The sequence below is a fragment of the Vibrio sp. 3-2(1) genome (assembly GCF_963887575.1).
GTDB lineage: Bacteria > Pseudomonadota > Gammaproteobacteria > Enterobacterales > Vibrionaceae > Vibrio > Vibrio anguillarum.
The window spans coordinates 851563-876545 of record NZ_CAWPGB010000011.1; the positions used below are offsets into that span (position 1 = coordinate 851563).

At 46.9% G+C, this 24983-nt stretch carries 17 protein-coding genes and 1 pseudogene; 9 read left to right on the plus strand and 9 right to left on the minus strand.

Annotated features, from left to right (window positions below):
• On the minus strand, window positions 1-468 hold the full coding sequence (locus AACQ79_RS06610) for a DUF2850 domain-containing protein (RefSeq protein ID WP_013856155.1): 468 nt from the start codon (window positions 466-468) through the stop codon (window positions 1-3).
• Between the two features lie 151 nt (window positions 469-619).
• Between AACQ79_RS06610 and argA the strand changes: the two genes are divergently transcribed.
• Window positions 620-1957 carry an amino-acid N-acetyltransferase gene (argA, locus tag AACQ79_RS06615; protein ID WP_026027647.1) on the plus strand — a complete coding sequence of 446 codons (1338 nt, stop codon included), beginning with the start codon at window positions 620-622 and terminating at the stop codon, window positions 1955-1957.
• Window positions 1958-2214: 257 nt separating this feature from the next.
• Window positions 2215-2394, plus strand: coding sequence for a hypothetical protein (locus tag AACQ79_RS06620; protein WP_013856153.1), 180 nt, complete (start codon window positions 2215-2217; stop codon window positions 2392-2394).
• A 114-nt stretch (window positions 2395-2508) separates the two neighbouring features.
• On the opposite strand, the gene recD is transcribed toward AACQ79_RS06620, so the two are convergent.
• The 4 genes from recD to AACQ79_RS06640 form a co-directional block, all read right to left on the minus strand.
• Window positions 2509-4635 (minus strand): exodeoxyribonuclease V subunit alpha, encoded by a 2127-nt coding sequence (recD, locus tag AACQ79_RS06625; protein ID WP_170898832.1) that lies wholly within the window; start codon window positions 4633-4635, stop codon window positions 2509-2511.
• Window positions 4632-8249: an exodeoxyribonuclease V subunit beta gene (gene recB / locus AACQ79_RS06630; RefSeq protein WP_445285852.1), complete on the minus strand. Its 3618-nt coding sequence runs from the start codon at window positions 8247-8249 to the stop codon at window positions 4632-4634. Before recB ends, recD begins: the two co-directional genes overlap by 4 nt.
• Before the next feature lie 273 nt (window positions 8250-8522).
• Complete coding sequence (gene recC, locus AACQ79_RS06635; protein ID WP_170898834.1) at window positions 8523-11966, minus strand: exodeoxyribonuclease V subunit gamma; 3444 nt, start codon at window positions 11964-11966, stop codon at window positions 8523-8525.
• Window positions 11967-12064: 98 nt separating this feature from the next.
• Window positions 12065-13081: a TDT family transporter gene (locus AACQ79_RS06640; protein WP_013856149.1), complete on the minus strand. Its 1017-nt coding sequence runs from the start codon at window positions 13079-13081 to the stop codon at window positions 12065-12067.
• Between the two features lie 117 nt (window positions 13082-13198).
• Between AACQ79_RS06640 and AACQ79_RS06645 the strand changes: the two genes are divergently transcribed.
• The 3 genes from AACQ79_RS06645 (at window position 13199) to dapD (ending at window position 15769) form a co-directional block, all read left to right on the plus strand.
• The gene (locus AACQ79_RS06645; RefSeq protein WP_013856148.1) at window positions 13199-14092 is read left to right on the plus strand and encodes a LysR family transcriptional regulator; all 894 of its coding nucleotides are present in this window, start codon (window positions 13199-13201) and stop codon (window positions 14090-14092) included.
• A 97-nt stretch (window positions 14093-14189) separates the two neighbouring features.
• Complete coding sequence (locus AACQ79_RS06650; protein WP_010318120.1) at window positions 14190-14489, plus strand: YebG family protein; 300 nt, start codon at window positions 14190-14192, stop codon at window positions 14487-14489.
• A 248-nt stretch (window positions 14490-14737) separates the two neighbouring features.
• Complete coding sequence (gene dapD / locus AACQ79_RS06655) at window positions 14738-15769, plus strand: 2,3,4,5-tetrahydropyridine-2,6-dicarboxylate N-succinyltransferase (RefSeq protein WP_081245327.1); 1032 nt, start codon at window positions 14738-14740, stop codon at window positions 15767-15769.
• Between the two features lie 120 nt (window positions 15770-15889).
• On the opposite strand, the gene AACQ79_RS06660 is transcribed toward dapD, so the two are convergent.
• Both AACQ79_RS06660 and AACQ79_RS06665 read right to left on the minus strand, forming a co-directional pair.
• Complete coding sequence (locus tag AACQ79_RS06660; protein ID WP_170898836.1) at window positions 15890-17074, minus strand: NnrS family protein; 1185 nt, start codon at window positions 17072-17074, stop codon at window positions 15890-15892.
• 180 nt (window positions 17075-17254) lie between these two features.
• Entirely contained in the window at window positions 17255-18388 is a 1134-nt protein-coding gene (locus AACQ79_RS06665; RefSeq protein WP_170898839.1) for a GNAT family N-acetyltransferase/peptidase C39 family protein, read from the minus strand.
• Window positions 18389-18458: 70 nt separating this feature from the next.
• On the opposite strand from AACQ79_RS06665, the gene AACQ79_RS06670 reads away from it, so the two are divergent.
• From AACQ79_RS06670 to AACQ79_RS06685, 4 genes are all read left to right on the plus strand, one after another.
• Entirely contained in the window at window positions 18459-19910 is a 1452-nt protein-coding gene (locus AACQ79_RS06670) for a RimK family protein (RefSeq protein WP_017046561.1), read from the plus strand.
• A gap of 66 nt (window positions 19911-19976) precedes the next feature.
• Window positions 19977-20918 (plus strand): zinc transporter ZntB, encoded by a 942-nt coding sequence (locus tag AACQ79_RS06675; RefSeq protein ID WP_170898841.1) that lies wholly within the window; start codon window positions 19977-19979, stop codon window positions 20916-20918.
• Window positions 20919-20928: 10 nt separating this feature from the next.
• A complete protein-coding gene (locus AACQ79_RS06680; protein WP_029388244.1) occupies window positions 20929-21480 on the plus strand; it encodes a gamma-glutamylcyclotransferase family protein in 552 nt (183 codons plus the stop codon).
• A 179-nt stretch (window positions 21481-21659) separates the two neighbouring features.
• The gene (locus tag AACQ79_RS06685) at window positions 21660-22658 is read left to right on the plus strand and encodes a substrate-binding domain-containing protein (protein ID WP_026027964.1); all 999 of its coding nucleotides are present in this window, start codon (window positions 21660-21662) and stop codon (window positions 22656-22658) included.
• Window positions 22659-22727: 69 nt separating this feature from the next.
• Here AACQ79_RS06685 and galM read toward each other — a convergent pair whose 3' ends face one another.
• Together galM and galK are read right to left on the minus strand one after the other, a co-directional pair.
• Window positions 22728-23762 carry a galactose-1-epimerase gene (galM, locus tag AACQ79_RS06690; protein ID WP_249339189.1) on the minus strand — a complete coding sequence of 345 codons (1035 nt, stop codon included), beginning with the start codon at window positions 23760-23762 and terminating at the stop codon, window positions 22728-22730.
• A gap of 30 nt (window positions 23763-23792) precedes the next feature.
• Window positions 23793-24944 (minus strand): annotated as a pseudogene (gene galK / locus AACQ79_RS06695) (galactokinase); the annotation flags it as partial.
• Between the last annotated feature and the right edge of the window lie 39 nt (window positions 24945-24983).

Consider the following 24983-nt stretch of genomic DNA (forward strand, 5'->3'; position numbering starts at 1 on the left):
TTAACGGAGGTTTTTTTGGTATTTCCCTGACAATCGGAAGGTTGGATTGTAGTGCGACGACGACATTTGTGTCATTTCGGTATTGTTATCATCACGCATTTTGTAACGATAGCTCGTATCACCAATCTGGTATTCTAAAAAATGACCATCAAACTCAAATGAAGTGGTGAGTACTCGGCCACTACTGATCACGCCTGCTTTCCCCAATTCAATTCGTTTGGCTGAATAAGGGGCAACATACTGCTCAACCCAAACCCCATACACCTCATCCTTTGGCGAAAAATAGTTTTCCAACCGAGTAAAGAGATCACCGTATAGCGACGCTACGGAAAGCAAGCCAATCATCACAACCAGCATCAAGCCTCGTTCAATGTACTTACGTCTTCGCAAGTTTGTGAACTGAGGCGTAGCCGTAAGGCCTACGTTTTTTGTCATTTTCATGCGACTCAACTCGTTGGTTTTGGCCATATTTCGCCTTTATTGGCAAGCAGTCTAACGTGTCCTAAATCAGAGATAAAATCGGCGATTGAATAATTGCACCAAACTCAAAAAACCACTTGCCGATACGTGAATAAAAAGTCATTATTTGAACATATTTAAACACCAAGGTACTCTCAGAGTGAAAATTCGCAGTACAGCTCTCGTTAAAGGATTTAGACAATCTGCTCCCTATGTTAACGCTCACCGTGGTAAAACCATGGTGATCATGCTCGGCGGTGAAGCGATTGCCGATAAAAATTTCGCTAATATCATCAGCGATCTCGCACTGCTGCATAGCCTTGGTGTCAAAATTGTTTTGGTGCACGGTGCTCGCCCACAAATCAACCAGATTCTGGCGACACATCATTGCTCCACTCCTTATCACAAAGGCATTCGAGTCACTGATGAGGAAGCGCTCAGCTTAGTCATGCAAGCCGCGGGGCAGCTCCAACTCGCTATCACAGCACGCCTTTCAATGAGCTTAAATAACACGCCAATGGCTGGTACTCAGCTCAATATCGTTAGTGGCAATTTTGTTATCTCTCAACCATTAGGTATAGATGATGGTGTCGATTATTGCCACAGTGGCCGCATTCGCCGTATTGATATTGAAGGCATCAACCGTATGCTTGACCAAGGTTCGATCGTGCTACTGGGGCCTATTGCGAGTTCCGTCACTGGCGAATGTTTTAATTTGCTCTCTGAAGAAGTAGCCACACAAGTCGCAATACGCCTAAAAGCAGATAAGCTGATCGGTTTTTGCTCAGAGCAAGGCATTATCGATGAGCAAGGCAACGCGATTGCTGAACTGTTCCCATCTGATGTTGAAAGGATAATGCAGCGTATTGAAGCAGATACCGACCAAGTTCAGGATAATAGCTCAGGTACCTCACGCTTTCTGCGTGCCGCCGTTTCAGCGTGCCGTGCAGGTGTGCCACGTAGCCACTTAGTCAGTTACAAACAAGATGGTGCTTTAATTCAGGAGCTGTTTTCTTTTGACGGGATCGGCACTCAGATCGTCATGGCAAGTGCTGAACAAGTCCGTCAGGCACAGATCGATGATATCGGCGGAATTTTCGATTTAATCCGCCCGTTAGAAGAACAAGGAATATTAGTACGGCGTTCACGTGAGCAGTTAGAGCAAGAGATCCACAAATTCACGATTATTGATAAGGATGGCTTATTGATTGGTTGCGCCGCGCTTTACCCTTACCCAGAAGAGGGCATGGCAGAAATGGCGTGTGTCGCTATTCACCAGGAGTATCGGGACGGCAACCGCGGTTTATTGTTACTCAATCACATGAAGCAACAGGCAAAATCGATGCGTTTAGATCGGCTCTTTGTTTTGACAACGCACAGTTTGCATTGGTTTAGAGAACAAGGTTTTTATGAAGTCGGTGTGGAATCGTTACCGATAACTAAACAGAGTTTGTACAACTATCAACGCCGTTCAAAAATTTTAGTCCTGACGCTCTAACGTCAGGATATTGTATTTATTCGTTAAGTTATGGTGAATAGTTTATCTTTGATCAAGTGCAAACGTTTTCATTGTTTTGTATACAAAATAAGCGCTTTATTTAACTTAATATTATGTGTAGAATCCGCCGACATCATTAACGATGTACATTTAATGAACAACACAGGAACTTGGCTTTATACCGATTGGTCAGATACCAGTAGGTCGGCTTGCACGGATTGCTTTTACTACGACACGTACTTAAGAGCAAAAATTCTATGAAAACTGTTATTTGTAACTCACTTCAAAGCTTTTGGGATATGGCTGATAACCAATTCCTTGAAGGCCAACATGTGCATTGCGTATTTCCCGTTAACGACAAGCTACGAGTCTTTATACTCAGCTCGCAAGATCGTTATAAAATCAGAAACATCTCTTTTACTCATGCTTTCGCATAGCAGCACACCAAATCAGCAATTGAGCTTCCCCCAAACAACGGAATGAATTGAACATACCATCTAAATTTCAAACTGTGTGGGGACAGCTCAAACTCGTTTATTCCAGTTGCTGATTTACGCTAGTCTCTTGTCTAATCTCGTAACTAAGCCGCTGGCTCGCTGCGTTTTTATCTTGAGCCCTCGTTTCATCGTTCCCATGTCAGCAAAAAGCATCAGCTGCTTCTTGGCGCGCGTAATGCCAGTATAGATAAGCTCTCTGGTCAATATCGGGCTAAAATCAGGCGGTAAAATAATCAACGTTAGATCAAACTCACTGCCTTGTGATTTATGAATGGTCATCGCATAGGCTGTTTCGTGCTCTGGTACACGGCTTGGTAAAATAGCTTTCACGCTACCATCTGGCAGCTCAAAATACACCTTCAAACGCGGTTCTTGCTCGCTCGTATCAAGCATGCATATGCCGATATCACCATTATACAAACCCAGCCCATGATCATTACGCGCCACCATCACGGGTCGGCCGTGGTACCAAATCTCATCTTGAGTCTTGATCAACTTACGTGCGACCAGCGCACGTTCAATACGTTGATTCAAACCACTTACCCCAAAATCCCCTTCACGAATAGCGCAAAGCAAACGGCATTGATTAAAGCAATCCAATACGGCTTTGGCTTTTTGGGCTTGAGTTTCCGCAGCATAAGCACCAGAACTCTCGATGCGCGTGAGATAACGGCCATACTCCTTGACTAAGGTTTGCAGCATTAGGTTATAGCTTTCACTACTGAGTGAGTGGTGCGTAATGTCAGCATAATCGCGTTTTAACACCTCATCCACCATAGCCACTTGCCCAGCATTGATCGCTTTTGCTAACTGACCAATACCTGAACGGACATCAAAACGGTAGCTTTTTTGCAGCATGCATAAGCTGTCTGAAATCGGGGTTGCGTTAGGGTGTGAATGAGCAATCAGTGTTTGATAGCCTGTTAACTTAGCTAGGTACTCGCTGTGCGCTCGGCTGTAGCCTAAGGTCAAAAATGAACAAATGTCCCCCAGCACAGCGCCCGCTTCGACTGACGCGAGTTGGTCTTTATCACCCAGTAAAATCAAACGCGCGTGTTTGGGCAACGCCTCGATTAACTTGACCATCATAGGTAAATCAACCATCGATGCTTCATCGACCACCAATATATCCAAATGCAGCGGGTTACGCTGATGGTGACGAAACTCAACACTGTTAGGTATGACGCCCAATAAACGGTGAAGAGTGCTCGACTCGGTGGGAATCGCCGCTTTCAACGCCGGCTCAACCGCCAGTTCAGCCACCGCTTTACCGATCGATTCCGTTAAACGTGCCGCAGCTTTACCCGTTGGTGCGACCAATTTAATGGTGGGCGTCTCACCTTGCTGTTGGGCTTGGGTAATCAAAGCGGCTAGTAATTTGGTAACCGTGGTGGTTTTACCGGTTCCCGGCCCGCCAGAAATCACGGCAAAGCGGCGTGTCAGTGCCACTGCCGCTGCGACTTTTTGCCAGTTGATGCAAACGCTTTGCGGGATCAGCGTCTCTAATGCTTCGAGTTCTTTCGCCGTACGTGCTTGGCTAATGACTTGATCAATCTCATTCCAATCAAGTTCATCGGCGTTGACCACATCCAGAAAATCACACACTTGTTGCTGGCGTGCTGATGCATTGGCTGTCTCTGGCAATTGGCGAAGCGCATGGAGCAGAAAGTGGTATTGACGCGCAAACAGTGTATCGAGCAGCAATTTTAGCTTTTGGACATCAGTAGGCTTTAGGCTCATGGGTGTCCCAAAGCTGGTTAAACGCTGTGCTAAGGTAACTTCATAATGCCAATAACGGTGTAGGTATAAACGTTGCCCATCAAACATTAAAGGCACCGCTTCCCCTTGTTGTCCGACTAAGTCTGAACGGTTGAGTAGCCAAGGCCAATCAATCGCCAATAGGTGCTGATTGACCGCCAATGCTGCCTCACCAAACAAGCCTAACTTAGCCGCGAGATCAACACCCTGCGCCGTTGAAGCATCCACTAAAGGTAAGCAGATATGTCCCTTGGCCAATTCAGCACTGACCACCGCGGCAATAAATCCGAGCGCTTGGCTATGTTCAGCGCCAAGTTGCTGCTGGCTTTTTTGTTCGATAAAACGCGCGAATTGGTAATCTAACTGACGCATAGCGCCTTTTTCCGCTAACTGCTTAAGCGTTGTCATTAGCGTACTGCTCATAAATCTAACTCCATTTGCCCTGCATCGGTCGCGCGAGTATCTACGGTTTCTCCATCAATCAATCTGTCCATCTCATCAAGCAGTTCAAAGCTCGGTTTGGTTGAGAAAATCCCATGCTCAGACTCGCCATCCATGCCGCGCAAAAAGAGATAATAGACTCCGCCAAAATGGCGATGGTAGTCATAGTTTGCTAGACGGCTGCGTAAGAATCGATGCAGCGCCAATGCGTAGAGTTGATATTGTAAATCATAGCGATGCTCTGCCATCGCCGCTTTCAAACGCTCGCCATGATAGGCGCTCACATCATCCCCCAAATGATTCGACTTCCAGTCCAGCACGTAATACTTTCCTTGATGCTCAAACAGCAAATCAATAAAGCCCTTCAGCATGCCTTGCACAGTGTAAAAACCAAGATCTCCAGCTTTAGCCGACAGTGGATCATGGCGTTGAATAACACGGTTCAATGCAGGAGCGCTCAGTACTTCTACCGGTAATAGAAATTCCATTTCAACCAAACGCTGAGTGGCGGTTTTTTGGTTCAAACGCAACGTTTTGCCATCTAAAGGTGTCTGTAACACGGTATCGACCAGCGTTTGTAATACTGGTAACCATTCAATATCGATTTGTTCTCGCACCAGTAAATCCAGTATCACTTTTTGGTTAGCATCGCTGCTAGCAGGCTCAGTAAACTCGACCTCCTCAAAGAGAGAGTGCAAAAAAGTACCGGGCGTTGCACCGCGTGGAAAAGTAAAAATGGAACGTTCGGGCTCAACCAGTAAAGCTTCCGCTTGCTCATCAGCAGAGTCGATATCAAAGCCTGAGACTTCTAAACTCGCGTCGTGGCTAGCGTGTTTCACACCTTGTTTTACCAACCCAGAATAGCTGGTCATTCGCCAAAAACGGTCAATCTGCGCTTGCAGTGTTTTGGCACTCAATACCGGCGTCTCGACGCTCAACGCTTTAAACGGCTCTGGCTGATCGGCTGGTGGCTCAGAGACACGAATGTATTGATTGGATTGAGCGTGCAACGCAGCGTTAAGATCGGCAATGCCTGCGGCTTGACCATTTTGCAGCAGATAGCCAATGGCACTTAAATGCACACCGGTTGGCTCTTTGGTGGAGCGGCCATTACGCAGCGGCGCAATGCCGATAAAACAGCCATACACAGCACGAGTCAGCGCTACATAAATCAAGCGCAGATCTTCCGCAAGCCGCTCTTTATCTGCTTGCTTGAGAGAAGCTTCACTGGCGGTAATATCCAGCACAGTTTCCTCATTCACGGCATCATGATATTTGCCTTCACTTGCCTCGCGATAGCTGACCACAAACGGCAGAAACACTAAGTCGTATTCCAAACCTTTCGATTTGTGAATAGTAACGATCTGCACTAGGTTGCGTTCGGATTCCAAACGTTGAATTTGATCATCACGGCCTCCTAGGCCATGCTTGGCGTCACTGATAGCTTGTGCCAGCCAACGCAGCAAACCGTGATCGCTATCAATCTCTTGTCGCGCTTGCTGTAGTAGCTCACCGATGTGCATAAAATCGGTCAGTGAGCGCTCACCTTGCGGCTCTTCCAACCAACGTTCAGCGACGTGACGTTTACTCATCACACTGCGCAACATAGGAAGCACGCCGCGCTCAAGCCACAATTGGCGATACTGTTTAAATTCGTTAACCGCGTTTTCCCATACCGATTCGTCGTTGTTTAAATCATCCAAGCTGGCAGCATCTAACGCGAAAAGTGGTGAGGCCAAACAAGCCCGCAAGGCGCGATCATGTTCAGGAGTCAGTACTGCTTGCAATAGACGCTGTACATCTTGTGCTACCTCGCTGCTAAAAACACTATCGCGGTTCGAGAGATAAACACTGGCAATGCCTTGCGTGGCGAGCGCCTCTTTCACCATACGACCTTCATTACCCGTTCGAACTAAGACCGCGATGTCGCCTGCTTGCACGCTCTTTTGCCCTTTAGCAGTATCAAAGTACGCTTGTTGATGCTGCGCGGCGCTCAAAATTGTCTGAATTTGGCTGGCGCACGCTTTGGCCATGCATTGCAGGTATTCGCCTTTTGGCAACGGGCTGTCTTGCGCTTCTTGCAGCCAATAGGTAAGCGCTGGTTGCACGGTTCCGTTAAGCCACCATTGACGCTGCTGCGCATTTGGGCTGGCTTCAACGGGTAAAAAGGGAATGTCTTGGTCGTAGATAAAAGCACTGTCAGGCGTACTAAAAATCTGATTGACGGCATTGACCATATTCGCGCTAGAACGCCAGTTGGTCCCCAAGGTGTAGTGTGCGCTCACCTGTTTACGCGCTTTGATGTAGGTAAAAATGTCTGCACCACGAAACGCGTAAATCGCTTGTTTTGGGTCGCCAATCATAAACAAACCGCATTCAGCCTTAGGCAGATAAATGCGGCTAAAAATACTGTATTGCAGCGGATCGGTATCTTGGAATTCATCGATCATCGCAACGGGGTAAAGGCTGCGAATCCGCTCAGTCAGTATGCCCAGCTCATCATTATCTATCGCGGCAGAAAGCTGAGTGAGCAAATCATCAAACGATAACCACTGCTTTTGTGCTTTCGCTTTGGCAAGCATGGCTCGGCAATGAGTAATAGCGTGCGCTAGCAGCGGCGCTTCTAAGCTGATGGGTTGTTGCAAAAAGAGCTCAATGGTCGTGAACAGCGCATGTTGCGGGGGTTGACCTTTTTTCGACTTAGCCTCCAACGCGCTTTGTGCAAACTCTTGTAATTCGCTCGGTAGGTTCAATTCATGCTGCGGGTTGCTTGCCCACAACGCTAACCCTTCTAGCCGTTTCAGTAACGCTTTCTTGGTTGCTGCATGCAAATCTGAAGCTTCAATGCACAGCGGTAAATCATCGCATGAATCAAGCCACTGCTTTTTTAGCGACTCTATGCGTGACAGGCACGATTGATAAAGCGCGCTTAAATCGCCACTCATCGCTTCAACAGAGAGCGTTAGCGCCGAGCCAGTTAAATAGCCACTGATTTTTTCAAGCAGCGCCGCTGGTGATGACCATAAACGGCGCACTTCCGCAGCAAGCTGAATCGACAACGGATAGAACTGACGACGCCAATAATCCGCGACCACTTGCGCTTTTAGATGGCTTTCATCGGTCACAAATTCGTTATTAAAACGGCTTCCCGATTCAAACGCATTTTGGGTGAGCATACGCTGGCAAAAGCCGTGAATGGTATAGACTGCCGCTTCATCCATCTGCCGTTCCGCTTGCAGTAATACTTGCGCCGCTTGCTTGTGATGACTGGTTTGCTCAAGTAGCGGTTTGATAACAGGGTCATCACTGAAACCGCGCGAAAAAGCGATACGCGCCTCATGAATGCGCCGCCGAATACGGTCGCGAAGCTCAGCTGTGGCAGCTTCAGTAAAAGTAACCACTAGAATTTGATCGACCGTCAGTGGCACTTGATGACGTGACTTTGCATCACCATGCCCAAGTAACAGGCGTAAATACAAACCTGCAATGGTGAAGGTTTTACCTGTGCCCGCCGACGCTTCGATAAGCCTTGCTCCGTGCAGCGGGAACGTAAGGGTATTTAATGGTGTTGTGACCGTAGCCGGGGTCATACTCATAAACAGTTAGCCTTTGAATACGCAAGCGAATGTGATCGCGCTTGAATAATGGTATGAATAATCAAAATAAGTTTATAAATTAAGACGTTGTGAGATCTTTCTCACGGTTCGCCAAACGGGCAGCCTTTACTATCCGCGCCACGTGTTTCGTAAATCTCACGATGATGCGAACCAACCAAATCATGGTCCCTCTGACCTGTGGCCGTACAGAAAACGCCCTACACAATAATGATTGACTGGCGGCCACTCTACTTTCCAAGCAGTTATCCATCACTAAACATCCTGCGCCACTTGAACCCACAATCGTGGCCCTTGCATCACCAAAGTGGCCAATAAACGCACCTGCTCAGCTAAGGCTTCATTCCACTGCGGCCAAATACGCGCGATGTAAACATTACTTCCTTCACCGTGGCTCATGTAACTTTCATTAAAGCTATCGGCCATTTTCTTGAGCGATTTATCGCGATCATCAACCCATTGACCACGGCTGAAACCAGCTTCTACACAGGCTAACGCGGTTTTTGGAAAGTAAGCGAGCGGTGCTGTCATACCTTGATAAAACAAACCCACCAGTTCTGCGAGCAACGCTTTGGCTTGTTCAGTATCGGGCATGGGCGGATAAATAAAATGCTGCACACCTTCTTTACGATCGTAGCCCATCAAATGAGTAGGTTGACTTTCGCCCATCGCCGCTAGTGAGAGGTGATCAATCCACGCGGCTAAATAGTCCTGCGCGCGAATCGAACCACTGCGGTAGCGCACTAAACCGGATTGATAGCGCTTAGTCAGCCACCCCGTCAGTTGTACGTTTTTGCCTTCACCAAACAATTCAAATCGCAGATCGATCTCTTGGTCATCAAGTGGCGAATGGCATAAGAAAGCGATTCTTTGCGCCAATTCTTGTGCTTGCACGCGATTAGTTTCAAATTCCAAGGATCCAAAAGCACCAATCGGTAACTTTCCTTGCGCGCGCTGCTGGTCGATGAATCTCTCAAGGGCATGCGGTGAATTGGGTTGATCAAGCAGCAACTCTAGCAGTTCATCGCGTAACTGGTAGCTCTCTAAGCCATTTAAGGCAAAGGGTTCATCATCTTCCATTACTGGTAACGGAGGCTCGAACGTCACTTTAAGGCGACGGTTAAAGAAATATTGCACAGGCAAACGCCAAAACCGTTGCAGCTCAACCAGATCTAAACTGACAGGAAAGCTCGCCCCTTGTAAATAATCGCTCAGGGCGAGATTAAACTCACCACTGGCTCGCCCTTGCCGACTGGCGGCAGGTAGCCACTCTTTGGCATAGCTACCAGTTTTACTCAAAAAAGCATTAGGGCTAAAAGGCACCATGGCGTGAGTGGTCGTTAAAGCACAGGCTAAATTTTTGGCCGATTGATCGCTGCCAAGCGCTTCATCCCCGACCAAACAGTAGTTTTGTTGGCAATACTCTAAAAGCTCAGAGACCAACACTGAAGGAACGCGTTCGGTATTATCTTGAATTGAGCGTCCGACGTAGCTGATGTACAAGGTTTGCTGCGCCGAGAGCATCGCTTCTAAGAACAAATAGCGGTCATCGTCACGCCGCGAGCGATCGCCAGCGCGGGTGCGACCGTTCATCAAATCAAACCCTTCGGCTGGCATAGTGCGCGGGTAAACGCCATCGTTCATTCCTAGTAAACAAACGGTTTTAAAAGGGATGGAACGCATTGGCATTAAAGTACAGAAATTGACTTGTCCCGCCAGAAAACGCTGGCTGATGCGCGTACCTGACAATTTGTTTTGCAAATATTGAGTAATAATACTTGGCGCAAGTGCTTGCTCATAACCGGCCTCGGCCAGTTGATCTTTTAACTGCGACAAGGTGTCGCGAATCGACTTGAGTGCGAGCTCCCCTTCCAGCTCAACCTTGAAAAAATCGCCAAGCATCTCACCGAGCAAGCGGCGCCACTCGTCCACGCTTTGGGTTTGCGCTAACTGCTCGCGGTAATGGCTCACTTGCTGAATAAAGTGCGCTAATTTACCCGCCAATTCAGCGTTCATGCCTTGCACTTCATTATAAGGCGCGAGCGTCACTTCGCCTTGCGTAAATAAACCTGCTGAGGCAGGCATGGCATAACCAAGTAACATGCGCTCAATTCCGAATTGCCAAGTATTTTGCTCGGTCTGTGGCAACTCAAATTGTTGCGCGGTGCTCGCATTGAGCCCCCAGCGAATGCCTGACTCTTCTACCCACAATTTGGCTTGCGTAAAGTCTTGCTCATTAAGCTCAAATTTTGCCATCATCGCCGGAGTTTCAAGCAGCTCTAATAACTCTGATGCTAGGCAGCGAGAATCGGGCAAATGCACTAATTGCATAAATGCCGCTAAGATCGGGCTCTCTTGATCTGCCGTACGGTCTGAAATGGAGTAAGGAATAAAGCGCTCACCCGGTGCGTTACCAAATACTGCCGCAATGGCTGGGCTGTAGGCATTGATGTCCGCCACCATCACAATAATATCGCGCGGTTTCAGTTCAGGGTCAGCATCAAACATTGCCAGCAATTGATCGTGCAACACTTCCACTTCTCGCATCGGGCTATGGCAAGCATGAAGAGTGAGCGATGGATCATCCAAAGCAATCACTTGTTTGTGGTCGCTACTGTCCAGTTGACTATCATCTCGATGCTCTTGCAAATGTAAGATGTCGGCCTGCAACTGATGCAATAAGTTATCGCGTGGCAGATCAATAAAAAATTCGTGCTCTTCATTTTCCGTTTGGGAGAGTAAAAAAAGATTATCGCGCCCAAGTTTTCCCATCGAGGCCAATAACTCATTGCCAACCGCAGCTTCGGTATGCAATTCATCCACGAGGTTAGCTTCAATGTCGCCTTTAAGCGGCGAGCGTTGCCCTTCAAACTGAATCTCATCACCTTGTAAGGCGAACGTTTTACGTTGCTGGCTGTGCAGTCTGGCGAGCGTTTTTCTATCTCGAAGATCGCCCCAATAATGCTGACAAGGGTTGGTAAACATCAAGTGAACATCAATCTGCTCGCCCAACGCTTTGAGTGCATCCATATAACGAGGCGGCAGTGATGAAATACCGAAAATAAACAAACGTTTGGGCAGTTTGGTTAAATCAACCGAGCCACGCGCAAGCTGATCAATAAAACTTTGATAGAGATTGGCACGATGGTAGTGCGACTGGCCTTGATCTAGCGTGTATTGATATAAGGCTTGCCATAATATCGGCTGCCATGGGTGCTCATCACCAATCTCGCTCACATCATCGCCCGCCTCCCACTTGGCAATCCAATCGGGGCGGTAGACTAAATAACCATCAAAAATATCGGCAATTTTCTCGGCCAACTGATAGAGCTTGGAATGGTCATCATCCTGTTCAAGATAACGCTGCAGAGGAGCAAAGGGTTCGAGAGTGAGCAAGGTTGGCAACAGATGCATCAGTTTCCACGTCATCGCTTCTTTGTTAAAAGCGCTGCGCTTAGGTACATCAGGTAGCACTTTAGTAAACATGTCCCAGATAAAGGTCGCCGGTAGAGGAAACTCAAGGTTCGCCGCCACACCGAGCTCTTTCGCTAAGGCCATTTTGAGCCATTGCGACATCCCCGGGCTTTGCACCAAGATCTGCTCTTTCTCAAAGGGGTTGGCTAACGGTGCACTTTTGATCAAATGCACGAGTAGGATCTTTAAGGTATCGACTTTATTGGAATGGTAGACAGTAAACAAAATGCACTCACGCTTTTCTTGTCACAATAAGGACTGAGATTAGCATAAGTGCATTCTATACTTGAGAATTTTATGTTTTGAATTGCCTAAACTGCAGGCTATTTCATTTCACAGTTCAATGCGTGTTCATCTTGCTCTTCTAGCTCATTCATGCTGCTGAGTAGTACGCGATGAGGTTGATAGAAATTTAAGTAACGAATAGCAACATAACCCACCACAATGGTTGCCACAATCAACTCTAACCCAGCCAACCAATGCACTTGCTGTACATACTCAGCACTCACCCCAACGGTTTCCATCCAATGTGTGAGTTTAAATAGCGCCGTTGCTCCAATCACCATTGGGAAGGTAAACGCTGCGTAGCCTGGACTAAAAGGCAAGCGTAATAATTTAAAGAAAGCTAAGTAGATAATCGTTGTCATTAACACGGCAATACCAAATAAAATGCCGATAATCACTGGCGATGGGTTAGCCGTGACAGTTAAGTAACCAGCCAATGAGAGGCTCGCTGGCGCCGCCAAAATAGCCATGGTTGGTTTTGCTGCATCTGGAACTTCATGCGTGAACATGAAACGGTAAATCATCATCGGCAGCATCACCGCATAAGCGACTAAACCGAACATCATGGTTGCATTTGCGATTGGTGCAAGTGCTGGGTTTCCAGAAAACGCCACGTCGGCCACAATAATACCCACAGGTGGAACGAACCAACTTGGCACCATGTGGTGAAGTTCAAAAGACTGTGCACGATGGTACAAAAAACTGACCAAGAAGATGATGTGTAAACCCACAGCAAATAGCCATAACGCATCACCAGCCATTGGGTAAAAATGGCCTAATGAATTGGAAACCACCATTGTGCCCATCGCAAAAGTAGGCACAACACTGCCCACGACCGGATGAGCGAGATCTTGGCGTAATAAGTGGCCATGAAAGAGAAATTTAAACGCAAGAACCACCAGCAACACGCTGGCAATAACGGCTCCACTTAATTGGCCATAACCTTGTAATGGTGCAAAGTTTTCCCAACTCCAACCCAAGCTTGCGATGCCTAGAGCTAAACCCGCCATAGGGGTTGGCGCACCCATAACTTTCGCTTTTGCTGCTCGAATCATATTGACCTCTCATCAGAACTAACAAAGTAGTTGTTCAATGTCGCTATCATACGCTTGCCTTTTGTTCTGATATATCTAAATATATAGAACACACGTTCAGATTAATTAAACAAAATTATGGCTGCCAATATTTCTCTTAAGCAATTGAAAGTATTCACTTCGATTACGCAACATAAAACCTTGACCCAAGCCGCAGAGGCGCTGTTTTTGTCAAAAGCGGCCGTGAGCATGTCACTGTCTGAACTGGAAAAACAGCTTGGGCATGCGCTGTTCGATAGGGTCAATAACCGTTTAATCCTCAATCAAGAGGGACAAAAACTGTTGCCGCTCGCCGATGAACTGCTAAGCCGTGCGAGCAACATTAACCAACTGTTTGACAGTGAGCAAACCCTCGCAGGCCAATTGCGCATTGGCACCAGTGATACGATTGGCAACCATGTTGCGCCTTATCTACTCAGTCAATTTCGCCAGCAAACCCAACACATCTCGCAAAGTTTGTTTATTTCCAACTCGGCGCTGATTTGCCAAAAGTTGGTCGATTACGAACTGGATCTTGCGTTGATTGAAGGAAAAACACTGCACCCAGAGCTGATTTCAACGCCTTTTTCACACGATGAAATGTGTATTATTTGCGCACCCGAACATCCACTCACAATGATAAATCAGCTCACCCTAAATGATTTCGAACAGAGCCAATGGGTATTGCGCGAAGCGGGTTCTGGCTCGCGAGAGTTTTTCTTACGGGCTATCGCACCACGACTTGAGCAGTGGCATGAAGCCTTTGAATTGAATACCACTGAAGCCTTAATCAACAGTGTTTCGGCAGGGTTAGGTTTGGGTTGTTTATCCACCCTTGCTGCGCATTCAGCACTGCAAGATGGCCGGGTTAAAAGACTCGATGTTCCGCTGGACATGAAACGCCGTTTTTGGCTATTGGTGCATAAAGAAAAATACCAAAGCCCACTGCTCAAACACTTTATTGAATTTTGTTATCAATGGAACAAAGAGTAGCCATCCACCTCTCACTTTTTCCTGCTCACCTAGACTTCATGGTTTAAAAACTGTATAAACAGCCAGTAGAATTAATGACTAAGTTAGAGGATTAACCATGGCTGTAATCGTCAAGTACGTGGTGGAACGCAACGGAGAAGAAAAGATGACTTTTACCTCTAAAGCAGACGCTGACGCTTATGACAAAATGCTCGATATGGCAGATGAGCTTTTCGAACTGTTAGGGAAAAGTGAGTTGCTAGAAGATGAAGCCAAGCAAGAAGCTTTGGCGATGTTCTTAGCGCAAAACAAAGAAGAAGTGCTTTACGCACTTGGCGCAAAGCGCAAGCCTGCACCGGCTAAGCCTAAAAAAGCCAAAGCGGTAAAAGACGAAGCACCAGAAGAAGATGCAGCTTAAGGCGATTAAACGCTTAACTTAAGATGATAGAACGTGAAAAGACCGCTGCTTCGTCAGCGGTTTTGTATTTCTGTCTAAAGAAATACATCGCTAAAAAGACAAAAGGTATCGTTTTACGGACTTTCTCCCCTTTTGCCCTTTCCTACCCCTGCCTCACTCTTTATGATGCTTGATAAATCGAGTGCGCCGCAATGATGCTCAACCTACGCTGGCGAGCGCATCAATAGTGACAACATGGAGATATCAAAATGGCTTACTTTGCACTTGCCTTTGGCACGGCAACCAAAAACCGTGATGGAAAAATTATTGAAGCGTTTTTTCCAGCGCCAATTCTCAACCCAAGTGACGCACTAGTGAGCGAGCTTGCTCAAGTCTCTGGTTATGGCGAAGGCAACCAGTATCTCGACATCTCAACCGAGCAAAGCGCCCAACTCGCCGCGATATTTGCTCAACATGATCAGGCTAACAATGCCAATTTTGCCGATAAAGCCGCTAACGCCTCACAACCACTAGTGCTGGTTATTTTAGCTTCCGACCAACAACCTCAATCAGTCGCTGAAGGCTTTTTGAAGCTACAACTGATTTCACACCGTTTAGTGAAACCACACGGTACTGTGCTTGATGGTATTTTTGGCCTGCTGCACAACATCGCATGGACCAATGAAGGTCCTATCGACCTACCTGAACTAGCAGATCGTCAAATTGAAGCTCGCCTTGCAGGCCGTGCTTTAACGGTAGATTGTGTCGATAAATTCCCGAAAATGGTTGATTACATTGTCCCAGCGGGCATCCGTATTGCGGATACCTCGCGCGTTCGCCTTGGCGCGCACGTGGGCGAAGGTACCACAGTGATGCATGAAGGTTTTATCAACTTCAACGCTGGTACAACAGGCGTGAGCATGGTTGAAGGGCGTATTTCTGCAGGTGTAGTTGTTGGTAATGGATCGGACATCGGCGGTGGCGCTTCTATCATGGGTACGCTTTCTGGCGGCGGTAAGGTCGTGGTCTCTATCGGTGAAAACTCACTGCTTGGCGCAAATGCAGGCTTAGGTTTCCCACTCGGCGATCGCTGCACGATAGAATCAGGTTTGTATGTAACTGCTGGCACTAAAGTGCGTATGCTCGATAACCAAGGCCAAGAAGTGGAAATCGTCAAAGCACGTGATTTAGCTGGTGTATCGGATCTACTTTTCCGTCGCAACTCGATCACAGGTCAAATTGAGTGTTTAGCCAATAAATCAGCCGTTGAACTGAACAGTATGCTGCACAGCCATAACTGATCCAGTTTTTCTGATAAAAAGGCTTGGCAATGTGCCAAGCCTTTTTCTTTTACGCTCTTTCTACTGCTAGGCTACTTTCTACTTTTTTATTTTGCTACTTCCACGTTACGAGCCAAACCGTTATCCCGGGTGGCCATCGACTCTCGGCGTAAGTAACATCGTGCCGAATTTCCACACAAACAGAGTAAAAGCCAATATCCAGAGTGTGGCACTGATATTCACCATCAAAAATAGTTGTGCTGGAAAAAACGCCACACCGAGGCTGCGTACCAATGCCGACATCATCAAAGCCGCAAACGCAATACTCATTTTAGGCCCTTGATAAATCGCCCTGCCGGTATGCCCCATGGTCACGCGTGTAATCATCGACAAAATCAAGCCTGAGATGGCTCCAATGGCAAAGAGATGGATCAGGTTATGAGTGACATATACATCATCAATCAACCCGCGCAGTAATAAGCTCAAAGGAATACAGGCATACGCAGCGTGCAGCGACCAAACCAGAGGCTCACTCAGTGTTAGCCATGGCTTCCAACGCATCCAACGTACCCACTGCGCTAACCCAGCCAGTAACATGATAGGCTGACCAATCTGCACCATCGTCAGCGGGAAGAAACTCAAAATAAACAAGGCCGCAATGGGTGCATTGGCTAACCAATCGAGCCATACCCATGGCTGTGCTTTTTCAAAGTTAAAACGCCTTGCGCTGAAGAAAGGGATCACGCGCGCTCCCATGACTGATAGCAACAATGTGAACCACCACAACATCGCCTGCCATACCGCCGCCGAGCTAAAGGGCGGCATTCCTTTGATGGTGGCATAACTCGCAAAGTTCGCGCCGATCGCTAAAATAAACAGCGGCACAAAAAAGAGATTTTTCCAGCCTTTCGCTTGCACTACTCGGCGGCCAATTTCATAGGCCGAAGCCGCCAAAAAAAGCGCTTCGACAGAAGAGATGACCCACAAAGGTGTCGGCGTCCACAATAAGATTCGAGGCGCTAGCCACAAGGCGACTAACACGGCTAAGCGATAATGTTTCGTGCCATTAATGCCAGTCCAGTTCTGTACGGCAGTCAATAGAAAACCGACCACAATTGCCATAGCAAAACCAAACAGCATTTCATGTACATGCCACCACAGCGCAGGAACTTGCAATGCCGATGGTTGACCTGTTTGAAACATCCAGACCCATAACGTCACCGCTAAAACGGCATATGCGCTACCGAGTAGGAAAAAGGGACGAAAACCAAGGCGCAACCAAGCGGGTATGCGTTGTTCTACTTTTATATCGGTAATATTGAGCACAGTGACCTCTTACGGCGGTGGTGGATATCATGACAGACGACCAACACCACAAGCACAATTCAAGCCAATAAAAATACCAAATAAAAACAACGCAATAAGAAACATAACTCAAAAAAAAGAGTCATAACAACTCAATAAAAAACAGTCATTATGACTCAGTGAATTCACTTAAACTCTATCCTAACCAGTGGTTACACCCATAGCAGTGGTTACACGCATAGCACTGCTGTTCGAGCTAATCACCACACAAGCCGTCTGTTTTTGTTTACCAAAACCGATGATTTGTGACAGCGCTTTTTTACCGACCGGAATGAAGGCCGAAGCCATCGCATCCGCTTCTGTTTCTGCATGTGGATCGTGAATGAAGAAGAATTTATCGCTCATACCACTGAGTACGATCCAATGCGGCTCTTTCTTACCATCGAAACGATAAGTGCTGATGAGTAGCAGCACACATGCCCCTTCCGTCACCCACGCTTCCAGTTGCTCTTGACTCGGTGGTGCATCAATCATCGCCACATCTTGATGAGTAAGCTGCTCACAAAAATCAAGATGAACCAATTCGATAACTTGTTTTTTATTGGCATCTCGCACGCTATCAATAAAAGGCGTGCTTTTGGATTGGCTCCACAGCTCCACATGATAACCGCGTCGACTAGCAGCCAATGCCAACCCTTGGCCGCTGCACCCACCGTGCCCCGCCGCCATAAAAATCGTTGTCGCTTCTCGCCACAGTTGCAGCTCAGCGGTGCGACTCGGCTCAAACGATTTAGACAAGCAAGAAAAGCTCATCAGCAAGCATGCCGCACCGCAAGTAAATGGCGTAGTCTGAACATAAAGTGGCATCGGTAATTGCACCTTAGGCCCTTGTGGCGACAAGCGTTTTTGCATCCGGCGTCCATTACACAAATCATCGTAATAATGGATAAGAAATTTCAGGGTTTTATAGCCCATTTTTTCATATAAATTTATCGCTGCCGTATTGTCTTCACGCACTTCTAATCGTAATGTAGTGGCACCTTGATCAAGAGCAGCACGCTCGCATTGCTCGACCAAGTTTTGAGCAATCCTCCGGCCTCTGAAATCAGGTTTTACGGCAATCGAATACAACCTTGATAGCTGTGTACCTTGATGAAATAGTAGCAATGCATATCCAGCCAGCTCTGTGCCGGCATCGGCCACAAACAACACCGCTTGGTTGGAATGTAAAAAACGCTTCATTTGACGTGGAGAGATTTTATCTCCGTCAAACAGCTGTTGTTCTAACGCATTAAGAGCAGTGAGATCAGCACTTTTCGCAAGACGAAAGTCCATACGACGTCCTTAAGTGGTTGGCAAGATTGCGGCTCAATATTATTCCTATTGATTAAGGAAAAGAATAGCAATGGCAAACCTTTTGATCGTGACCGACCAGTCCAGTGACTGGCAACAATATTTCCCCTCAGAGCAAGTGGTAAGTGTAGACCAATACCTCAATAGTAATGGCACCCATACTCATCGCAGCCTGCAAGTGGTCAACCTGTGTCGCGATTATGGCTACATGAGCAGCGGCTATTACTGCTCGCTGATGGCAGAGGCACGCGGCCACCGCGTTATCCCTCGAGTGATGGCAATCAACGACATCAATCAACCCTTTTTACTCTCTTCTGGCTTATTGAAACTCAATAAACTGTGCGCCCAAACCGATTTTATACAGTGCAAAATTTATTTTGGCCGCACCGCAGAAAAAGGCTTGGATAAACTGGCTCGCCGCCTGTTTGAACAGTTTATGGTGCCCGTTATTGAGTTGGAAATGAACCGCGTTCAAGGGCAGTGGCAAATCAGCAAAATTGGCCCTTTCCCATTCCAAGATTTGAACGACCAAGAGCAAGATTTCTTCGTCGAATCATTAGAGCTGTTTTCAACCAAAGTTTGGCGTAAACCGAAGCAAGAGAAAAAATACCGTTACGATATTGCCATGCTGGTGGACGAAGAAGAGAAAATGCCACCTTCTGATCCCTCAGCATTAAAACGTTTTCGCCGCGCCGCAAACCGTTTAGGGGTTAACCTAGAAACCATTTCACCGGATGACTTATCGCGTTTGGGTGAATTTGATGGCTTGTTTATTCGCGCCACCACGAACATCAGTAATTACACTTACCGCTTTGCAAAAACGGCTGAGAAAATGGGCTTGGTGGTGATGGATGATTCTGAATCGATCATGAAATGCACCAATAAAGTGTTCTTAACTGAGTTGTTGCAACGCAATAAAGTGCCTGCGCCAAAAGGCGTGATTTTGCAAAGTTTTGATGAGCAATGGAAAAGCAATGTCATGCAGGAGTTGAGCTTTCCCATGGTATTAAAAATTCCAGATGGCGCATTTTCACGTGGTGTGGTCAAAGTACGCGACGAGCAAGAGCTGGAACGCGAAGCCGGCGCACTGTTTGAAAAAAGTGCTCTGATTTTGGCACAAGCCTTCATGCCAACTGACTTTGACTGGCGCATCGGTGTAATGAACCGCCAAGCCATCTTCGCCTGCAAATACATGATGAGCCGCGGCCACTGGCAAATTTATCAACATCACAACAGTGGCCGAGTCTCTTCTGGCGGCTTTGAAACCTTGGATTTAAAACAAGTACCTAAAAACGTGGTTGATGTTGCCTTAAAAGCGTCAAACCTTATCGGCAGTGGCTTGTACGGCGTTGACTTGAAAGAGATTGATGGCCAAGTTTATGTAATTGAAGTGAATGATAACCCTAGTATTGATCACCAAGTTGAGGATGCGTTTTTAGGCGATCTTCTTTACGATAGGATCATGACTGAGTTTCTGCGCCGTATTCAAATGCGCGGCTTCTGATCTCAATTGGTATAATCTACTGCTCCTCAATGCAGAGTCATTGAGGAGCAAGTTATAAGGATATTCATGGAATTTTTGATCGACCAGTGGCATTTTTCTGCATCCGCTCCGCAGCAAAAACTCAATAGTGCTTCACTGATTGAAGCAGGGAATTGGTATCACTGCCAACGCGATATTCCCGGTTTAAAAGAGTGGTTGCTGCAGTATCAGATCCCCACTTCAATTGTCGACAGCCTCTTAGCAGAGGACACTCGTCCACTGTTTGAGCAATACGATGATGATAACTTTTTACTGATTTTGCGTGGCGTCAACATGAACGACAACGCCAACCCAGAAGATATGTTGAGCGTTCGCATTCTCTATTTCAATGGCGCGCTATTTTCAACCCGAAAAATCCCGTCAAAAGCCGTCAATGTAATCCGTGACCTACTGCAGGCCGGGCAAGGCCCGCAAACTCTTTCAGATGTACTCGTGCAGATCATTGATGGTTTAAACAAAAACATCGATGACTACTTAAACAGCATTGAAGCGAAAATCACCCAATACGATAACGAGATTGAACTCAGTGACGAGCTGATGCAGACGCATAAAGCGCTGCTCAAAATCAAACGTTTTATCAAACCTCAGCAATACGCCATCGATGATTTCAGTGATTCCAAAGTCTCGCTGGCAAATGATAAAAACTTGCGTCTGCGCCACAGCGTTAACACCATCACGCGCATTAATGAAACCCTCGATTTTTACCTTGGTGAGCTCGAACTGATCAAAGGGGAATTACGTCAATATCATGCAGAGAAGATGAACCAAAACACCTATTTATTCTCGGTGATTGCGGCGATCTTTCTACCAACAAGCTTTTTAACTGGCTTACTTGGGGTTAATGTCGGCGGTATTCCCGGCACTGAATCCCCCGTTGCTTTTGCTCTCTTTTGCATCGCACTGGTTGGTATTTTTGGTTTAGAGTTTTGGATTTTGCATCGGTTACGTTTTTTCAACAAGGAGTCGTAATTCACTGATGATGTATATTTTTGGTTATGGCAGCTTGATCAACTCCGCTTCTCGCCAGTTAACAGGGCAAACAGGAAGAGCTATTCCCGTGGTCGCGCATGGTTTAGTTCGTTACTGGGGAAAAATTGATGAGAGCTACATATTGTCACCTTTGGTGGTGAATGAAGGACAAGGGCAAGTCAACGGCGTACTACTGGAGATCGATGAAACCGCTTTGGCAGAATTTGACCGTCGAGAGCGTGGTTATGAGCGAGTGCCCCTCAACGCTAATCAAATCGAGAGTAATGACGCTTTTAACCTTCAATGGCCGATTTGGGTTTATGTCAAAGAGGCACCAGAGCCTCCCTGCGAGCGAAGCCCTATCGTACAAACCTATGTCGATACCGTGCTGGCTGGTTGTTTAGAGTTTTCAGAAACCTTTGCGCGCCATTTTGTTGAGCACACGGTTGGCTGGCAACATCCGCTGATTAACGATCGCCTCGCGCCGAAATACGGTAATTTAGCAGGGGTAGAACCCTGTCATCATGCGATCATTGATGGGCTGATTGCTACGGTCCGTTAGCGCATTAGCTTTTATTCCAATTTTAAACGTTTACATTAATTAGAAGCCTTGACTTACCTATATAGGAAGCCTTGACTTACCTATATAGAAAGTCGTAATTATCACATTGATTGCATTGTTCGTTTGCCTTATTTACACCACCATTGTTAAATACAGCGAGCAATAGCAAGAGGTGTAATATGGCTACCATCAAAGATGTAGCTCGCGAAGCCGGTGTGTCAGTGGCAACGGTTTCACGAGTCATCAATAAATCCCCTAAAGCGAGTAAAACATCGATTGAAGCGGTCACCGCCGCAATGAGTTTACTTGGCTATCGGCCTAACGCCGCCGCACGAGCTTTAGTCAGCCAAAGTACCGACACCATAGGCGTGCTAGTCAGTGACGTTTCCGATCCTTTTTTTGGCATGCTCGTGAAAGCGGTCGATAATGTGGCTCATGACAATGGCAAGCATCTGTTGATTGGCAATGGTTATCACCGTGCTGAAGAAGAGCGCCAAGCGATTGAACTGTTGATCAACAGCCGTTGTGACGCTTTGGTGATTCACTCGAAAGGTTTATCGGATCAAGAATTGATCGACTACGCCGCCGAAGTGAAATCGATGGTATTGATCAACCGTCATATCCCGCAACTAGCTAACCGCTGCATCTCATTGGATAACTACAAAGGTGCTTATTTGGCGACTGAGTTTTTGATCCGCCACGGTCATAAAAAAATCGCTTGTATTGGCTCTTCTCATTCGATTGAAGACGCTACAGATCGCGTAGCTGGTTATCAAGCCGCGTTGAAAGATCACGGTATTGAGATCGCTCCTAATTACATCGAGTTGGCCGAACCACACAGCGAAGGTGGCGAGCAAGCGATGACTCACTTGCTGATCCGTTCGATCGACATGACTGCCGTGGTCGCCTACAACGACAATATGGCAGCGGGCGCGTTAAATGTGCTTGAGGAGAATGGTGTAAAAAGCCCTGAGCAAATTTCAGTGATCGGCTTTGATGATGCGTTGATCGCACGCTACATTCGCCCAAGGCTGACCACCATCCGCTACCCAATCGAGATGATGGCTGAAAAAGCCGCTAAACTGGCACTCCAATTAGCCCGTGGCGAAACGATAGAAAAAGAACCGATGATTTTCTCACCGACTTTGGTGCGTCGAGATTCGGTAGAAAAAATCTGACGCACTCAGGTTACACTTTCACTCGCCACTTTGGGCATCAATACTCAACATCTAAGCGACGCACCCACCTTAAACGTCAAATTGGTAAATGGTGGTATGAGTATATTCTTGCCCTGGCAGAGTAATACAGCTGGGTTGCTGCCATTCGGCATGATTGGGAGCATCCGGCAAGTATTGAGTTTCTAATGCGACCCCCGTATAGCCTTGATAAACCCCACCGCGCCGATTGGGCGTCCCCGATAACCAATTTCCACTATAAAGTTGTATGGCAGGCTTAGTCGTAAATACGCTCATGGTTACCTTTGCATCTGGTGACTTCAGTTGCGCGGCGCACACGGTTAAATCAGCTTTATCAGGCAATAAATAACTGTGGTCATACCCTTTGCTTGCTTGTTGCTGCTCATCTTTGAGTAAGTCACGACCTATTGATTTTGCAACGCGAAAATCAAAGCCCGTGTCGATGACAGATTTTGGCCCTGACAATGGGATTCCATGTGGATCTGTGGGTAAAAATTGATCGGCTTTTATAGAAAGTGAATGATCTAAAATCGTATGATCACTCTCTGCGCCTAGCAAATTAAAATAGGCATGGTTGGTTAAATTAAGCGGCGTTGGTTTATCTGTGGTCGCTAAATAGCGGAGGATCAATTGATTCTGATCGTTCAGTTCATAGCTCACGGCAATGTCAACATTACCGGGAAAACCTTGGTCACCATCCGATGAATGGATTGAAAACGTCACTTGTTGAGCACTTTTGTGAGCAATAGTCCAACGACGCTGATCTAACCCTTCAAGACCGCCATGCAAACTATTTCCAGCTTGGTTGGTCGTCACTTGATAGCGTTGATCATTTAATTCAAATTGGCCTTTAGCGATCCGGTTGGCATAACGTCCCACAGTGACGCCCATATAGCTTTGTTGTTTCTGGAAGTCGCTCATGGTGGAAACACCCAGCAGAACTTCTCTGCGTTCCCCATCCTTAAGCGCCAACTCACAACTGAGCCATGTTGCGCCAATATCCATTAATACTACGCGGCTACCAATGCGGTTAGTCAAACTGACAAGTTGTGCCGGGTGGCCATCATAGGCTACTTGCTGAGTCATAGTGTGAACAAGTGAAGATGTGCAGCAAGCCTCCACTAGACCAGCGCCCTCTTTTGCTTGGCAGACGTAAATCGACGCTTTGAGGCCAGTCGCCACTTCATATTTCTCATCGACAGCCGCTTTCACTGCATCAACCAATGTCGGTGGGACAAGTGCCACAATACAGCCACCAAAGCCGCCCCCAGTCATACGCACACCGCCTTGGTCACCAATCACCTCTTTGATGATATCAACCAAGGTATCAATCTCTTTGACCGTAATTTCAAAATCATCACGCATCGATGCGTGCGATTGAGCCATCAGCTCGCCCATACGCTTCATGTCGTGGGCGCGCAACGCTTGGGCCGCTTCAACAGTACGGTCATTTTCAGTAATGATGTGACGAGCACGTTTAGCCACCAACTCATCAATCTCAGAAACTTTTTGGTTAAACTGTTCAATGCTTACATCACGCAGCGCTTTGACGCCAAAAATACGCGCAGCCTCTTCACACTGCTGACGGCGGGTGTTGTATTCGCTATCCACCAAGCCGCGTTTTTTATTGGAGTTGACGATCACGACGGCCATCTCTTCTGGCATTGAAACCGCTTGTGTTTCTAAGCTACGGCAATCTAAAAGTAGCGCGTGGTTTTCACGACCTTGCGCCGAAATCATTTGATCCATAATACCGCAATTACAGCCGACAAATTCGTTCTCGGCCTGTTGGCCATTTAGTGCAATTTCCGCTTGAGAAATATCCAGTTGATAAAGTTCTTTAAAAGTTTGACCGGTCACGACCTCAAGCGCAGCCGAAGAGCTAAGCCCCGCTCCCTGTGGAACATTACCGCTGACAGTAATATCCGCCCCGGTAAACGAGTACCCACGCGCAAGCAAACATTTCACCACGCCGCGAATGTAGTTCGCCCACATTTTGTCTTGTTGGAAAGTAATCTCTTGGGTGAGGTCAAACTCATCAAGTGCATTGCCATAATCAACAGATACGATGCGGACTAAATTATCTTCACGCTTGGCAGCCGCTACCACGGTTTGATAGTTAATTGCGCAGGGGAGCACAAAACCGTCGTTATAGTCGGTGTGCTCACCAATCAAATTTACACGGCCTGGCGCTTGAATGATATGACTAGGCGCGTAGCCCAACACTTGCTCAAAAGAGGCTTTCACATTTTGGATTAAATCAAACATTTGCATTCCTAAACTCATAAACTGGTTTTCATTTCTCAT

Excerpts from the sequence above, each read along its gene's own strand:
- AACQ79_RS06610 (WP_013856155.1), bottom strand. The coding sequence starts at position 468 with ATGGCCAAAACCAACGAGTTGAGTCGCATGAAAATGACAAAAAACGTA.
- AACQ79_RS06620 (WP_013856153.1), top strand. The coding sequence starts at position 2,215 with ATGAAAACTGTTATTTGTAACTCACTTCAAAGCTTTTGGGATATGGCT.
- recD (WP_170898832.1), bottom strand. The coding sequence starts at position 4,635 with ATGAGCAGTACGCTAATGACAACGCTTAAGCAGTTAGCGGAAAAAGGC.
- recB (WP_445285852.1), bottom strand. The coding sequence starts at position 8,249 with ATGAGTATGACCCCGGCTACGGTCACAACACCATTAAATACCCTTACG.
- AACQ79_RS06640 (WP_013856149.1), bottom strand. The coding sequence starts at position 13,081 with ATGATTCGAGCAGCAAAAGCGAAAGTTATGGGTGCGCCAACCCCTATG.
- AACQ79_RS06645 (WP_013856148.1), top strand. The coding sequence starts at position 13,199 with ATGGCTGCCAATATTTCTCTTAAGCAATTGAAAGTATTCACTTCGATT.
- AACQ79_RS06650 (WP_010318120.1), top strand. The coding sequence starts at position 14,190 with ATGGCTGTAATCGTCAAGTACGTGGTGGAACGCAACGGAGAAGAAAAG.
- dapD (WP_081245327.1), top strand. The coding sequence starts at position 14,738 with ATGGCTTACTTTGCACTTGCCTTTGGCACGGCAACCAAAAACCGTGAT.
- AACQ79_RS06665 (WP_170898839.1), bottom strand. The coding sequence starts at position 18,388 with ATGGACTTTCGTCTTGCGAAAAGTGCTGATCTCACTGCTCTTAATGCG.
- AACQ79_RS06670 (WP_017046561.1), top strand. The coding sequence starts at position 18,459 with ATGGCAAACCTTTTGATCGTGACCGACCAGTCCAGTGACTGGCAACAA.
- AACQ79_RS06675 (WP_170898841.1), top strand. The coding sequence starts at position 19,977 with ATGGAATTTTTGATCGACCAGTGGCATTTTTCTGCATCCGCTCCGCAG.
- AACQ79_RS06680 (WP_029388244.1), top strand. The coding sequence starts at position 20,929 with ATGTATATTTTTGGTTATGGCAGCTTGATCAACTCCGCTTCTCGCCAG.
- AACQ79_RS06685 (WP_026027964.1), top strand. The coding sequence starts at position 21,660 with ATGGCTACCATCAAAGATGTAGCTCGCGAAGCCGGTGTGTCAGTGGCA.
- galM (WP_249339189.1), bottom strand. The coding sequence starts at position 23,762 with ATGACTCAGCAAGTAGCCTATGATGGCCACCCGGCACAACTTGTCAGT.